Here is a 14454-nt window from a genome sequence, read left to right on the forward strand (position 1 = left end):
CGGGTGCTACGACCGCTCGAACGCCAGGTCCCCGCCCACCCAGGTCTGGAGCACCGCCGTGTCACGGATGTCCGCCGGGGAGGACTGCTCGAGCGCCCACAGGTCGCGGTCGACGGCCACGAGGTCGGCGAGCTGGCCCGGCACGAGGCGGCCGACGTCGGTGCGCCCGACCGACTCGTGGGCGACCACGGTGAAGGCGTGGACGGCCTCGGTCAGCGTGATCCGCTCCTCCGGGCGCCACCCGCCGAGGGGCTGGCCGTCGGGCCGCTGGCGCGTCACCGCTGCGTGCAGCCCGTAGAAGGGGTTCGGGTCCTCGACGGGAGCATCCGAGCCGAACGCCACCCGCACGTGGGCGTCGAGGAAGGTGCGCCACGCATACGACGCGAGTCGCCGCTGGCCGATGATCTCGTCGGCCAGCTCGAGGTCGGCGGTGCAGTGGCTCGGCTGCATCGAGGCCACGACGTCGAGCGCCCGGAAGCGCGGGACGTCGACCGGGCGCACGTGCTGGGCGTGCTCGATACGCAGGAGCGTGTCGAGCCCCTCCGCGCGAACGGCCTCGAAGCTGTCGAGGACGAGGCGGTTGGCCTCGTCGCCGATGGCGTGGGTGATGACGTCGAGCCCGGACCGTGCGGCCAGCAGGGTGCGGTCGAGGAGGACCTCGTAGGGCATGGCGGCGATGCCGCACCCCTCGTGCCCGAGGAACGGCTCGCTCATGTGCGCGGTGTGCGAGCCGAGGGCCCCGTCGCTGAAGAACTTGACCGGGCCGACGCGGAAGCGGGCGTCGCCCTGACCGGAGCGCCGGCCCTCGGCGAGGGCGAGCTCGAGGTCGCCGTCACGGGTGCACTTGGTGACGCGCAGCCGCAGGGCGCCGTCGGCGTGCATCTCGGCGTAGGCCGCGCGTGCGTCCTCGCCGTCGATGTCGGTGATGCTGGTCAGGCCCACCGACAGCAGCCACTCCTGGCACCGCTCGAGCCACGGGCGCAGCGGCGACTCGTCGTGCGGGATGGCCTCGAGCAGCTCCTGGGCCGACTCGCGCAGGATGCCGGTGGGTTCGCCCGAGGCGTCGCGCTCGATCTCGCCGCCGACGGGGTCGGGGGTATCACGGGTGATGCCGGCCAGCCGCAGTGCGCGGGAGTTGGCCCAGATGGTGTGGCCGTCGACGCTCGAGAGCGCGGCCACCCGGTCGCCCGACACGAGGTCGAGGGCGTGCCGGTCGGGCTGCTGGGGCACCCGCCACCGGTTGTGGTTCCACCGACCGCTGTGCAGCCACTCACCCTCGGGCAGCGTCTCGGCGTGGACCCGGACCAGCTCGAGCGTCTCCTCGAGGGACCGGGCCTCGCGCAGGTCGACCGACGAGAGGTCGCGCGAGAGCCACTCGGTGTGGATGTGGGCGTCGTGCAGGCCCGGCATCACGAGCGCGCCCGGCAGCTCCACCACGGTGGCGCCCGCGCCCGACTCCAGGGCCTGCTCCCCGACGGCGACCACGACGCCGTCCTCGACGAGGAGGGCGTGCGTCCACGGACTCGTGGCGTCGCCGGTCCAGATGCGGTCGTGCCGGAAGAGCGTGCGGCTCATTCCCCGGGCACCAGGATGAGCTTGCCCGTGGTCTTCCGGCCCTCGAGGGCCTCGTATGCCGCAGCCGCCTCGGTGAGCGGGTAGCGCCCGCCGATGGCGATCTTGAGCGAGCCGTCGGCGATCGCGCCCAGCACCTCGCGGGCCCGCCACTCGTACTCCTCGCGCTCGGCGACGTAGTGCGCGAGCGTCGGGCGGGTGAGGAAGAGCGACCCGCCGCTGTTGAGGCGCTGGATGTCGAAGGGCGGCACCTGGCCGCTCGCCCCGCCGAAGAGAACCATCATGCCGCGCGGCCGCAGCGACGCGAGCGAGGCGTCGAAGGTCGCCTTGCCGACCCCGTCGTACGCGACGTCGACGCCACGCCCGGCAGCCTCCCGGACGGCGCCGGCGAGGTCATCGACGGTCTCGTAGTTGATGAGGTGCTGGGCGCCGAGCTTCCTTGCGATCTCGAGCTTCTCGTCCGAGCCGGCCGTCGCGACGACGGTCGCCCCCCGGTCCGTGATCATCTGGACGAGCAGCTGCCCCACCCCGCCGGCCGCGGCGTGCACGAGGGCGACGTCACCCTCCTTGACGGCATACGTGCTCTTGACGAGGTAGTGCGCGGTGAGCCCCTGCAGCATGGCGGCCGCGGCGACCTCGAGGTCGACGCCGTCGGGCACGTGGACCAGCACGCGCGTCGGCTTGTTGACGAGCGTCGACGCGCTCCCGCTCGACTGGCACCAGGCGACGCGGTCGCCGACGGCGAAGTCGGAGACGCCCGGACCGACGGCGGTCACCGTGCCGGCGCCCTCCTCGCCGAGGACGAACGGCGTCTGCACCGGGTAGACGCCCTGGCGCTTGTAGACGTCGATGAAGTTGACGCCGGCAGCGGCGACCCGGATCTGGACCTCGCCCTCGGCGGGGTCGGGCAGGTCGTGCTCGCGCACCTGCAGGACGCTGCGGTCGCCGGGCTCGGAGACGAAGACGCTGGTCGCTCGGTTCATGCCCGCCACCTTACGACCGCAGGCTCCTGCGACAGCGGGGGCCGGGGGCTGCGCGTTCCCGCGCGTCCGGCGGCCCACGCTACGTCGTCGCCAGCAACGACAGGGCGGCGCCTTCGACCCGGAAGGTCGTCCACTCGTCGAGCGGCTCGGCCCCGTGGGCGCGGTAGAACTCGATGGACGGGGTGTTCCAGTCCAGCACCGTCCACTCGAGGCGGGTCCAGCCACGCTCGACGCAGATGGCGGCGAGACGGGTCAGCAGCGCCTTGCCGATGCCGTGCCCCCGCTGCTCGGGCTCGACGAAGAGGTCCTCGAGCCAGATCCCGGCCTGCCCGGTCCACGTCGAGAAGCTGCGGAACCAGATCGCCATCGCCACGACCCCTCCCTCCCGCTCGCCCACGAGGGCGTATGCCGTGGGGTCGCCGTGTGCGGGGAAGAGCGCCTCGCGGAACTGCTCAGGCGTCGCGGTGGCGGAGTCCGGCTCCTTCTCGTAGGCGGCGAGGCCCTGCACGAGCCGGATGAGGTCGGGGACGTCGGAGGCCGACGCCTCACGGATGTGGAAGTCGCTCACGGCGCCATCCTGCCCCGGTCCCGCCGGCTGCGCGCCACGGTCCGGGGCTGTGGGCGGTTCGACGTAGGCTGGGCCGATCATGAGCACGCTCTTCGACGACCTCCCCATCCCCGGTTTCGAGCACGGTCGTGGTGCGCCCTCGGGCGGCTCCGACCCCTCCGGGCGCGGCGGCGACGTCACCGAGCAGGGCGTGCCGACGTGGGCGCAGGCGGCGGCGCAGGGCGGCGTCCAGACGGCCCCCGGTGGCCGCTCCGAGCTCGACCCGTCCGTCCTGCTCGAGGGGCTCAACCCGCAGCAGCGCGAGGCCGTCGTCCACGAGGGCACTCCGCTGCTCATCGTCGCCGGGGCCGGCTCGGGCAAGACCCGCGTGCTCACCCACCGCATCGCCTGGCTGCTCGGCGAGCGCGGGGCCCAGCCCGGGCAGATCCTCGCCATCACCTTCACCAACAAGGCCGCGGCCGAGATGCGTGAGCGGGTCGAGGCGCTCGTCGGTCCCCGGGCGCGGGCGATGTGGGTCATGACCTTCCACTCCGCGTGCGTGCGCATCCTGCGGCGCGAGGCCGCCAAGGTCGGCATGAAGTCGACCTTCTCCATCTACGACGCCGCCGACAGCCAGCGCCTGATGAGCCTCGTGCTGCGCGACCTCGACCTCGACCCGAAGCGCTACCCGCCGCGCAGCTTCTCGGCGCAGGTCAGCAACCTCAAGAACGAGCTCATCGACGAGGAGACCTACGCCGCGCAGGTCACCGAGGGCAACCACTACGAGCGCACGGTCGCCGACGCCTACACGCAGTACCAACGCCGCCTGCGCCAGGCCAACGCCCTCGACTTCGACGACATCATCATGATGACCGTCAACGTGCTCCAGGCCTTCCCCGACGTCGCCGAGTACTACCGCCGCCGGTTCCGCCACGTGCTCGTCGACGAGTACCAGGACACCAACCAGGCCCAGTACCAGCTCATCAAGGAGCTCGTCGGCGAGGTGAAGGGGCCCGAGGGCGCCTATGCCGTGCCGCCGGCCGAGCTGTGCGTCGTCGGCGACTCCGACCAGTCGATCTACGCCTTCCGCGGCGCGACGATCCGCAACATCCTCGAGTTCGAGCAGGACTACCCCGACGCGCGCACCATCCTGCTCGAGCAGAACTACCGCTCGACGCAGCGCATCCTGCGCGCCGCCAACTCCGTCATCGCCCGCAACGAGGGGCGCCGCGCCAAGAACCTCTGGACCGACTCCGGCGACGGCCCGATGATCACCGGCTACGTCGCCGACAACGAGCACGACGAGGCCGCGTTCGTGGGCAAGGAGATCGACGACCTCGCCCAGCACGGCGTCAAGCCGGGCGACGTCGCCGTCTTCTACCGCACCAACGCGCAGAGCCGGGCGATCGAGGAGGTGCTGGTGCGGGTGGGCCTGCCCTACAAGGTGGTCGGCGGCACGCGCTTCTACGAGCGCCGCGAGGTCAAGGACGCGCTGGCCTACCTCCGGGTCGTCTCCAACCCGACTGACACCGTCAACCTGCGCCGCATCCTCAACACCCCCAAGCGCGGCATCGGCGACCGGGCAGAGGCGTGCGTCGCGGCGCTCGCCGAGCGTGAGCGCATCCCGTTCGTCGCCGCGCTGGGCCGGGCCGAGGACGCCCCCGGCATCGCCACCCGCTCCGTCGCCGCGATCCAGGGCTTCACGGCCCTGCTCGAGAAGCTGCGCACGTCCTATGAGGCCGACGACAGCGTCGCCGCCCTGCTGGAGATGACCCTCGAGGAGAGCGGCTACCTCGCCGAGCTGCGCGCCAGCCGCGACCCGCAGGACGAGACCCGCGTCGAGAACCTCGCCGAGCTCGTCGCCGTCGCGCAGGAGTACGACGACCGGCGCGCGACCGAGCTGGCCGAGTCCGGCGGTGAGCTCGCCCCGGGTGTCGAGCCCGAGGACGTCGGCCCGGCCGGCGCGCTCGAGGAGTTCCTCGAGCAGGTCTCGCTCGTTGCCGACGCGGACGAGATCCCCGACGAGCCCGAGGCCAAGGCCCAGGGCGTCGTCACACTGATGACCCTGCACACGGCCAAGGGCCTGGAGTTCCCCGTCGTCTTCCTCACCGGCATGGAGGACGGCACGTTCCCGCACATGCGCGCGCTCGGTGACCCCAAGGAGCTCGAGGAGGAGCGCCGCCTCGCCTACGTCGGCATCACCCGCGCCCGCGAGCGGCTCTACCTCTCACGCGCCGCCGTGCGATCGGCTTGGGGCGCCCCGCAGTACAACCCGCCGTCGCGCTTCCTCGACGAGATCCCGGGCGACCTGCTGGACTGGCAGCGCCTCGGTCCCTCCTTCAGCGGTGCACGCGGCTCCGACCGTCCCGCCGTCGCGACGCTCGCCGCCCGTCCCGGCGTGCGCAGCGCCGGCAAGCGCCCGGTCATCGCCCTGCACTCCGGCGACCGGGTCAGCCACGACTCCTTCGGCCTCGGGACCGTCGTCCGGGTCGAGGGCGAGGGCGACAAGTCGATGGCGCACGTCGACTTCGGCGCCGAGACGGGCACCAAGCGCCTGCTGCTGCGCTACGCCCCGCTCGTCAAGCTCTGACGCGGCGAGGCCCGCCCCGGACGGGGACGGGCCTCGGAGGTGCGTTGCCGGTGGTGGGTCAGAGGTAGATGCCGTGGGCCGCGAGCCAGGGCACAGGCGGAACCGGGGCGCCACCCTCGGGGTGGATCTCCAGGTGGACGTGCGGCCCGGTGGAGTGTCCGGTGTCGCCGCTGTAGGCGACGACCTGACCGGGGGAGACCTCGTCGCCGACCGAGACCAGCAGGCGGCTGTTGTGGGCCATCCAGGAGACGGTGCCGTCCCAGTAGCGGATCTTCACGAAGTTGCCGTAGCCCTCGGTGGACCAGCCGGCGAAGACGACCGTGCCGCTCGACAGGGCGTGCACGGAGCTGCCGACGGGACAGGCGAGGTCCTGCGCGGGGTGCATCTTGCCCCACCGGAAGCCGAAGCCCGAGGTCAGCCTGTAGCCCGAGACGGGGGAGACCCAGCGGTGGGCTGCCGCGACGGCTCGCTCGCGCTGCTCCTTCGCTGCGGCCACGGCCTTGTCGGCGGCGGCCTGCGCCTCGCCGGCCGTCTGGGTCGCGGTCTGCGTGGCACCCGCGATGACGGTCCGGGCCCGGCCCGCGAGGTCGCGCGAGGAGCGAGCTCCCACCCGGCTGCCGGCGGCGGCCGTCAGGACGTCCGGGTCGCTGACGCCGGCTCCCGACCCCGCGTTGGAGACGTTCTTCATGGCCACGGCCTCGGGGTTCAGCTCGGTCGTCCCGGTGTCGTGGATGACGAGGCCGGCGGCGACGGTCGAGGAGAGCAGCGCGACGGGGACGACGATCTGCCGTCCCCGCGAGGGTCGTGCTGCCGGCCGGTGTCGGCCGACGTATCTGTTTTTGGGCACGAAGAACCTATCGGTCACAGGGGGCGAGCCGTCAGCGTACCGTGACCGTTTCGTTATCGCACGAAAACGGACGCATCGGGACGTTCCTGCCGCGTGGAGGGGCGCGACGGCTCGACCCTAGGGCATCCGGGTCGTCCGGCCCAAGGCCTTCCGCGGAGTGATTTGGGCCGTTTGCGGATCGACCTGCGCGGGTGTGCGTGCCGTCGAGGAGCCGCTGCGCCGGCTCTCGAGCGAGCTGACGCCCGGCGTGACGGTGGCACCGGAGGTGTCGAGGTGGGCCAGGGCCGTGGAGATGCCGTGCACCACCGTGCCCGTGATGGGCAGGCTCATGTGCCCGACCCCGTGCAGCTCGATGTTGTGCACGTTGAGGTCACGGTGGTGCAGTGCGGCGTTGCGCTGGGGAACGACCGCCTGGTCGAGGTCGGACCAGTAGACGAGGAAGCGGGTCTGGCAGTCCTTGACGGGGGCGGCGAGCTCGCGCATCAGGGCGCTGCCGGGTCGCAGCTGGCGGGTCAGGCCGTTGTTCCACGTGTAGGCCAGGTAGCTGCCCTGGTGCGGTGTGCCGAGCGTGACCAGGGTGTGCACGTGCTGGTCGCCGCCCAGCCGGGTCACGTAGTAGCGGGCGATGAGCCCGCCCATGGAGTGGCCGATGACGTGGATGCGCTCGTAGCCCGTCTCCTCGACGATGCGCTCGACCTCCGCGCCCAGGTCGGCGGCGGCTGCTCGGATGTCGTGGGTGAAGATCGAGTAGTTGATGGTCTCGAGGCGACCGAAGCCGCGCCGCACGAGCCCGCGCCGCAGGACCGTGAAGATCGAGCGGTTGTCGACCATGCCGTGCACGAGCAGGATCGGGGTCTCGGCCGCCTCGACGTTCTGGATGGCCAGCCCGCGCTGGCTCGGAGGCAGGTGCTCGAGGCGGTAGCCCTCCCGGCGGTTGCTGGCGCGGGCACCGAGCAGGCCCAGGGGGTAGAGACCCAGGTGCAGGCCCATCCACGTCGCCTCGAGGGCCGCGCCGGCCAGCCCGGTGGGCGTGAGCAGGGCCGCGGCGACCTCACCGACCGCCGCGGCGATACCCCGTGGGCTCACCCGAGCCATCGGGATGCGGGTTTGTCGCGGCCTCGTCGCCGCGGGCACTGCTGCTGGCACCTCGTGACCGTACCCCCGCGGGTGGGCGATGCATCACTATTGCCGGGCGCGTCTCACGGGGCTGGCTAGAGTGCCCCGCATGAGCGAGTCGCCACGGGCCGAGGCCGTTGCCGTGAACGCAGACGAGAACGCGGGCGGTGCCGCAGGCGGGGCCTCCGCCGACGTCATCCGCGTCGTGGTGGCGAAGCCGGGCCTGGACGGGCACGACCGCGGCGCCAAGGTCGTGGCCCGGGCGCTTCGCGACGCCGGCATGGAGGTCATCTACACCGGGCTGCACCAGACGCCCGAGCAGATCGTCGAGGCTGCGATCCAGGAGGACGCCGACGTGGTCGGGCTCTCGGTCCTCTCGGGTGCGCACATGACCCTGTTCGCGCGGGTGGTCGAGCTGCTGGCCGAGCGCGACGCCAGCGACATCATCGTCTTCGGCGGCGGCATCATCCCGGAGGACGACATCCCGCAGCTCGAGCGCCTCGGCGTGGCCAAGGTCTTCACGCCCGGCGCGACGACGATGGAGATCGTCAGCTGGGTCCGGGAGCACGTCCACCCCGCCTGATCCCCGGGGGTTCACCGTCGCCACCTTCCGGGTCCCGTACGCCTGGTGCACCGGCCGTAGCGCCCCGCAACCCGCGTGGCGGGCAGCGGATCGTGGAGCGTCCACAACCCCGGGCAGCGAGTTCGCGGCGTCCACAGGTGCGCGTCCCGTACTGGCAGGGGCCGCCTGCCGCGGCGACGCTCTTCGCATGCGACTCGAGCTGCTCGGCGCCGACGGCGTCTTCTGCGCCGCCGATGCGGCGGCGCACGGACTCGACAGCCATGCCCTGGCCCGTCTCGTGAAGTCCGGCGAGTGCGTCCGCCTCAGCCGTGGCTGGTATGCCGTCGCTTCCGCCGTCCCACCGACCCCGGAGGCGCGGCACGTGGTCACCGCCATGGCTCTCGGGCGCGCCAACGCCGGACGGGCGGCGGTCAGCCACCACTCCGCCCTCCTCCTGCATGGGCTGCCGGCGTATGCCGTCCGCCTCGACACCGTCCACCTGACCTCCCTGCCCCTGGCCTCGGGAGCCCGGGTCGCCAACGCCTCGAGCCGACGACGGGGACTGGTCATCCACCGGCCGCTCCAAGGCCTGGCCGTGAAGCCGGCGCCGGAGGCCGACACGAAGCCGTCCGTCACGACGACCGTGCCCGTCGCGTGGGCGGTGGTGCAGACCGGGCTCGTGCACGGGCCCGAGCCGGCCCTCGTCGCGGCGGACTCGGCGCTGGCGCGAGGCCTCGTCTCCACCGACCAGCTGGCCCGGGCGGTCGACGGCTTGGCGGGTCACCCGGGTCTGGCCACGGTCCGTGCCGCCCTGCACGCAGCGGAAGGTCGGCACGAGTCTCCGGGCGAGACGAGGACGGCATACCTGCTCCGGGCGCTCGGGTTCGAGCTGGAACCGCAGGTGGAGCTCGTGGCCGAGGGGCGGCGCCACCGCGCCGACTTTCGCATCCGCGGCACCAGGGTTCTCGTCGAGTTCGACGGTGCTGTGAAGTACGCCGACCCGCAGGCGCTCTTCCAGGAGAAGCAGCGCGAGGACGCCCTGCGCCGGGGCGGCTGGATCGTCGTCCGGCTGGTCTGGTCGGACCTTGCCGACCCCGTCGAGGTTCGACGGCGGGTCCGGCGCGCGATCGTGCAGGCGGCCGGGTGAGCTCCGACGCGGCATACGGCACGCTCCGCGGGCTCCGGGCTGTTACGTGTGGTGCACCGACCGGACCGGCCCGCACCCCGCGCGCCGAGCCGGTGGTGAGACGCCGGTGTGATCTTCGCCCGGTCGGTCGCACCCGATGCGGGCGCCCGCGGGCCGAGCCACTAGAGTCCGAGGGACAGCCTGATTCGGTTGCGCCACGGTGCAGGGCCCGTCCGAGCGCGAGCACGGGAGCCCCGGGACGCCGCAGCGACGCGATCGACGACGATTCGAATCGACGACGAGGACGGACCCCACCCGTGGATCTCTTCGAGTACCAAGCCCGCGACATGTTCGAGAAGCACGGCGTGCCCGTGCTGGCCGGCGCCATCGCCACCACCCCCGAGGAGGCCCGAGCGGCCGCCGAGCAGATCGGACCCAAGTCGGGCGGTGTCACGGTCGTCAAGGCGCAGGTCAAGACGGGTGGCCGCGGCAAGGCCGGCGGCGTCAAGGTCGCCAAGAGCCCCGAGGAGGCCCAGGCGCACGCCGAGCAGATCCTCGGCATGGACATCAAGGGCCACACGGTCCACAAGGTGATGATCGCCCAGGGCGCCCGCATCGCCGAGGAGTACTACTTCTCGATCCTGCTCGACCGGGCCAACCGCACCTACCTCGCCATGTGCTCCAAGGAGGGCGGCATGGAGATCGAGCAGCTCGCCGTCGAGCGCCCCGACGCCCTGGCCCGCATCACCGTCGACCCCAACACGGGCATCGACGCGGCCAAGGCGCAGGAGATCGTCGACGCCGCCGGGTTCGACGACACCGACAAGCCCGCCATCGCCGACGTCATCCAGAAGCTGTGGACCGTCTACCGCGACGAGGACGCCACGCTCGTCGAGGTCAACCCGCTCGTCAAGACCGAGGACGGCGGGATCGTCGCCCTCGACGGCAAGGTCAGCCTCGACACCAACGCCGCTTTCCGCCACCCGGACCACGCCGCGCTCGAGGACAAGGCCGAGGCCGACCCGCTCGAGGCCGCCGCCAAGGAGAAGGACCTCAACTACGTCAAGCTCGACGGCTCCGTCGGCATCATCGGCAACGGTGCCGGGCTCGTCATGAGCACGCTCGACGTCGTCGCCTACGCCGGTGAGGAGTTCGGCGGCCAGAAGCCCGCCAACTTCCTCGACATCGGTGGTGGCGCCAGCGCCGAGGTCATGGCCAACGGCCTGCACATCATCCTGTCCGACCCGCAGGTCAAGAGCGTCTTCGTCAACGTCTTCGGCGGCATCACCTCCTGCGACGCGGTCGCCAACGGCATCGTCGGCGCCCTCGACGCGCTCGGGGACGAGGAGAACCGCCCGCTGGTCGTGCGCCTCGACGGCAACAACGTCGAGGAGGGTCGCCGCATCCTGCAGGAGCGCAACCACCCGCTGGTGACGATCGAGCCGACGATGGACGGCGCTGCGCGCCGCGCCGCCGAGCTCGCCGCCAACTGACCACCGAGCCTCAAGAAGAGAGAACGACAGACATGGCTATCTTCCTCAACGCCGACTCGAAGGTCATCGTCCAGGGCATGACCGGGTCCGAGGGCATGAAGCACACCCAGCGCATGCTCAAGTCCGGCACCGACATCGTCGGCGGGGTCAACCCGCGCAAGGCCGGGACCACCGTCGACTTCGAGGGCGGCGTCTCCGTCCCCGTCTACGGCACGGTCAAGGAGGCCATCGAGGCCACCGGCGCCAACGTCTCGGTGATCTTCGTGCCCGCGCAGTTCACCAAGGCCGCCGCCGTCGAGGCGATCGACGCCGAGATCCCGCTCGCCGTCGTCATCACCGAGGGCGTCCCGGTCAAGGACACGGCGGAGTTCTACAACTACGCCAAGGACAAGGGCACGACCCGCATCGTCGGCCCGAACTGCCCCGGCCTCATCACTCCTGGCGTCTCCAACGCCGGCATCATCCCGGCCGACATCTCCGGCACCGGCCGCATCGGCCTCGTCTCCAAGTCGGGCACGCTGACCTACCAGATGATGTACGAGCTGCGTGACTTCGGCTTCAGCTCGGCCGTCGGTATCGGTGGCGACCCGGTCATCGGCACGACGCACATCGACTGCCTCGAGGCGTTCCAGAACGACCCCGACACCGACGCGATCGTCATGATCGGCGAGATCGGCGGCGACGCCGAGGAGCGCGCCGCGGCCTACATCAAGGAGCACGTGACGAAGCCGGTCGTCGGCTACGTCGCCGGCTTCACGGCCCCCGAGGGCAAGACGATGGGCCACGCCGGCGCCATCGTGTCCGGCTCCTCGGGCACCGCCCAGGCCAAGAAGGAGGCCCTCGAGGCCGCCGGCGTCAAGGTCGGCAAGACGCCGTCCGAGACGGCCGGGCTCATGCGCGAGATCATGCAGGGTCTCGCGAAGTAGCCTGCGCCACAAGCGGTTTCGAGCGGGCGGTCACCTTCGGGTGACCGCCCGCTCGCGCGTCTGCGTCAGGGGTTGGCCGCGCTGTCGACCGATGGCGTATGCCGCCACGCCCGGGTCCGGGCTGCACCGCGTGGCCTGTCACCGGCGTGGGTCCTCGCAGCGCGGCCCGGATCTTGTGACCATGGAGGCGACCGCCCGAGACCGCAGCGCAGGAGTGAGACCACTGGCCCCGCCGAGCACGACCACCACGCCGACGCCCAGGTCGGCCACGGCGCCGACGAGCCCGTCCACCGCGATGCCGGCGGCCCTGCGCGCGGGTGCCCTGGCCGCGGTCGGCACCTGGTCCGTAATGGTCCTGCCGGCGCTCGTGGGCTGGCTCGCGGCGCCCGAGTCGACGGTCGGCTGGTTCTCCGCGGTGTCGCTCGCGAGTGCCATCTGGTTCCTCGGCCACGGGCAGTCCGCGGGTGCCGGGGGCGTGGCGATCTCGCTGACACCCCTGCTGCTGCTCGGCGTCTTCGTCTACATCGCCCACCGCTTCGCGCGCCGACTGGCGGCCACCCAGCGGCTGCGCGTCGGGCCGGGCGACTGGAGCCGGGTCGCACAGTGGGGCGTCGTGCCGGGCTTCCTCGTCGGCTACGCCCTCGTCTCGGCGCTCTTCGCCCTCTTCACCCTCGGCGGCCCCGCCACGCCCGGTGTCGCGGCGGTGCTCGGCTCGCTCCTCGTGCCGCTCGCCGCGCTCGGCTTCGTCCTGCTGCGCCCCGACGACGAGGACGCGCCGGCGTTCGTGCGGACGTGGTTCCGGCGCGGACCCGCCTGGCTGCCCTCGGTATGGCGGACCGGGTGGCGCGCGGCCGGCCAGCTGCTCGCCCTGGGGCTCCTGGTCGTGGCCGTGCGGCTCGTCGTCTCGTGGCCGGCAGTGGCGGACGTCGAGGGCCAGTACGGCGCCAACGTCGGCGCGATGGTCGTGATCACCCTCGCGCAGCTCGCCCTCCTCGGCAACGCCGCGACGTGGGCCCTGTCGTTCCTGGCCGGCCCCGGCTTCCAGGTCGCCCTCGGCTCCACGATCGCACCCGCTGGTGCACATCCCGGCCTGCTCCCGCTCGTCCCCGCGCTCGGCGCCCTGCCACAGGCTGCCGACTACCCGGGAGCCATGTATGCCGTCCTGCTCATCCCGACCGCCCTCGGCGCCTGGGTCGGCCGGCGGGTCGACGCCGAGCTCGAGTTCTTCGGTGACGTGCGCGCGCGCGTCCGGGCGACCGCCGCCGCCGCCGTCATCGCCGTCGCGGTCGTCATCGCCGTGACCGCCCTGGGCGCCGGGGCGGTCGGCGTCGACCGGCTCTCCGCCGTCGGTCCCCACCTGTGGCCGTTCGCCGCTGCGCTGACCGCCGAGGTCGTGGGCGGCGCCCTCCTCTACCTCGGCGTCCTCGTCCTGCTCGAGCGCCGGGGCCGGTCCGGCGGCGCCCCGGCCAGGACCACAGCCACGGCCGACGAGGACTGAGCCCACGGCATACGGCCGGGTGGGTCAGCGGACGATGAGGCCGAGCAGGCTCGAGTTCTTGAGCTGCTCGCACCCAGCGCGTGCCAGGCTCGTCTGCGCGCCGTCGAGGCACTGCTCGTAGCCGCTCACGGCGTCGTAGAACGCGGCCTGCATGGCCAGCGTCGACAGCAGGACGCCGACGATGACGAGCGTGATCACCGGCCAGATCTTCTCCCGGCCGGCGCGCGGCGCCAGGAAACGCAGCAGCCGAATGGTGAGCACGACCGCCAGCAGCAGCGGCACGAAGGCGACGAACCGCTTGGGCAGCGGAAGGTACATCGCGACCAGCCCCAGCAGCACGAGCAGCGACACGGGCAGGGTGCGCTTGGCCTTCTCGCGCCGGAATGCAATCTCCTGCTCACCTCCGGGCTGTGTCATGCGACCCATCCTCACCCATGGGAGCCGCCACCCGGACAGCGGGAGCCGTCGGGTGGGGCCGATACACTCCGGCGCGTGACGACCGACGCTCCCGCCAGCACGTCCGTCCCCGACGCCGTGCCCGATGCGGTGTCGGATGAGGTGCCCGATGCGGTGCCGGTCGTCGTGCTCGTCTCCGGGTCGGGCACCCTGCTCCAGGCTCTCCTCGACGCGGCCGCCGACCCCGCGTACGGCGTACGCGTCGCAGCCGTCGGTGCCGACCGCTCGTGCGAGGGGCTCGAGCGGGCCGAACGGGCCGGCATACCGACCTTCGTCGTGGCGCCGGGGGAGTATGCCGACCGCGCGGCGTGGGACGTCGCGCTCGCCGAGTGCGTGGCGCAGGCCGCGCCACGGTTCGTCGTGACGGCGGGCTTCATGCGCATCCTCGGGCCTGCCACCCTCGGTCTGGTACCGGTGGTCAACACCCACCCGGCCCTGCTGCCCAGTTTCCCCGGCGCACACGGCGTGCGCGATGCCCTCGCCTACGGCGTCAAGGTGACCGGGACGACGTGCCACGTTGTCGACGCCGGCGTCGACACCGGGCCGATCATCGAGCAGCGCGTCGTCACGGTCGAGGACGACGACACCGAGGAGAGCCTGCACGAGCGGATCAAGGTCCAGGAGCGCCAGCTGCTCGTCGACGTCGTCCGCAGGCTGGCGCGCGAGGGCTTCGCCGTCGAGGGGCGACGAGTTCGGCTCGGGAGGGCGTGACCGCTACGCTGGTCGCACACGACTGGC

At 72.3% G+C, this 14454-nt stretch carries 13 protein-coding genes; 7 read left to right on the top strand and 6 right to left on the bottom strand.

All coding sequences use genetic code 11. The annotated features are described in order from the left end of the window. Positions 1–6: 6 nt before the first annotated feature. The 3 genes from LQK93_RS14000 to LQK93_RS14010 all read right to left on the bottom strand — a co-directional run bounded on the left by LQK93_RS14000 (position 7) and on the right by LQK93_RS14010 (position 3123). Entirely contained in the window at positions 7–1575 is a 1569-nt protein-coding gene (locus LQK93_RS14000) for an amidohydrolase (protein WP_374968390.1), read from the bottom strand. Beyond that, positions 1572–2555, bottom strand: a complete 984-nt coding sequence (locus LQK93_RS14005) for a quinone oxidoreductase (protein ID WP_374968391.1) — start codon at positions 2553–2555, stop codon at positions 1572–1574. The genes LQK93_RS14000 and LQK93_RS14005 overlap by 4 nt, the downstream gene beginning before the upstream one ends. 79 nt (positions 2556–2634) lie before the next feature. Beyond that, positions 2635–3123 carry a GNAT family N-acetyltransferase gene (locus LQK93_RS14010; RefSeq protein ID WP_374968392.1) on the bottom strand — a complete coding sequence of 163 codons (489 nt, stop codon included), beginning with the start codon at positions 3121–3123 and terminating at the stop codon, positions 2635–2637. 79 nt (positions 3124–3202) lie between these two features. Between LQK93_RS14010 and pcrA the strand changes: the two genes are divergently transcribed. Then, entirely contained in the window at positions 3203–5692 is a 2490-nt protein-coding gene (gene pcrA / locus LQK93_RS14015; protein WP_374968393.1) for a DNA helicase PcrA, read from the top strand. Positions 5693–5750: 58 nt separating this feature from the next. On the opposite strand, the gene LQK93_RS14020 is transcribed toward pcrA, so the two are convergent. Continuing rightward, the gene (locus tag LQK93_RS14020) at positions 5751–6539 is read right to left on the bottom strand and encodes a M23 family metallopeptidase (RefSeq protein WP_374968394.1); all 789 of its coding nucleotides are present in this window, start codon (positions 6537–6539) and stop codon (positions 5751–5753) included. Positions 6540–6656: 117 nt separating this feature from the next. Then, positions 6657–7634, bottom strand: a complete 978-nt coding sequence (locus LQK93_RS14025) for an esterase/lipase family protein (protein WP_374971512.1) — start codon at positions 7632–7634, stop codon at positions 6657–6659. Positions 7635–7764: 130 nt separating this feature from the next. Between LQK93_RS14025 and LQK93_RS14030 the strand changes: the two genes are divergently transcribed. From LQK93_RS14030 to LQK93_RS14050, 5 genes are all read left to right on the top strand, one after another. Continuing rightward, positions 7765–8238, top strand: coding sequence for a cobalamin B12-binding domain-containing protein (locus LQK93_RS14030; protein WP_374968395.1), 474 nt, complete (start codon positions 7765–7767; stop codon positions 8236–8238). Between the two features lie 187 nt (positions 8239–8425). Continuing rightward, positions 8426–9364, top strand: a complete 939-nt coding sequence (locus LQK93_RS14035) for a type IV toxin-antitoxin system AbiEi family antitoxin domain-containing protein (RefSeq protein ID WP_374968396.1) — start codon at positions 8426–8428, stop codon at positions 9362–9364. A 296-nt stretch (positions 9365–9660) separates the two neighbouring features. Next, a complete protein-coding gene (gene sucC / locus LQK93_RS14040; protein WP_374968397.1) occupies positions 9661–10836 on the top strand; it encodes an ADP-forming succinate--CoA ligase subunit beta in 1176 nt (391 codons plus the stop codon). Between the two features lie 32 nt (positions 10837–10868). Next, positions 10869–11762 carry a succinate--CoA ligase subunit alpha gene (gene sucD / locus LQK93_RS14045; RefSeq protein WP_374968398.1) on the top strand — a complete coding sequence of 298 codons (894 nt, stop codon included), beginning with the start codon at positions 10869–10871 and terminating at the stop codon, positions 11760–11762. Positions 11763–11943: 181 nt separating this feature from the next. After that, positions 11944–13260, top strand: a complete 1317-nt coding sequence (locus LQK93_RS14050; RefSeq protein ID WP_374968399.1) for a DUF6350 family protein — start codon at positions 11944–11946, stop codon at positions 13258–13260. Between the two features lie 24 nt (positions 13261–13284). Here the strand turns inward: LQK93_RS14050 and LQK93_RS14055 are convergent, their stop codons facing one another. After that, entirely contained in the window at positions 13285–13677 is a 393-nt protein-coding gene (locus LQK93_RS14055) for a hypothetical protein (protein ID WP_374968400.1), read from the bottom strand. Between the two features lie 153 nt (positions 13678–13830). On the opposite strand from LQK93_RS14055, the gene purN reads away from it, so the two are divergent. Beyond that, a complete protein-coding gene (gene purN, locus LQK93_RS14060; protein ID WP_374971513.1) occupies positions 13831–14427 on the top strand; it encodes a phosphoribosylglycinamide formyltransferase in 597 nt (198 codons plus the stop codon). Positions 14428–14454: the final 27 nt, after the last annotated feature.

This window comes from Terrabacter sp. BE26 (genome assembly GCF_041941675.1).
GTDB lineage: Bacteria > Actinomycetota > Actinomycetes > Actinomycetales > Dermatophilaceae > Terrabacter.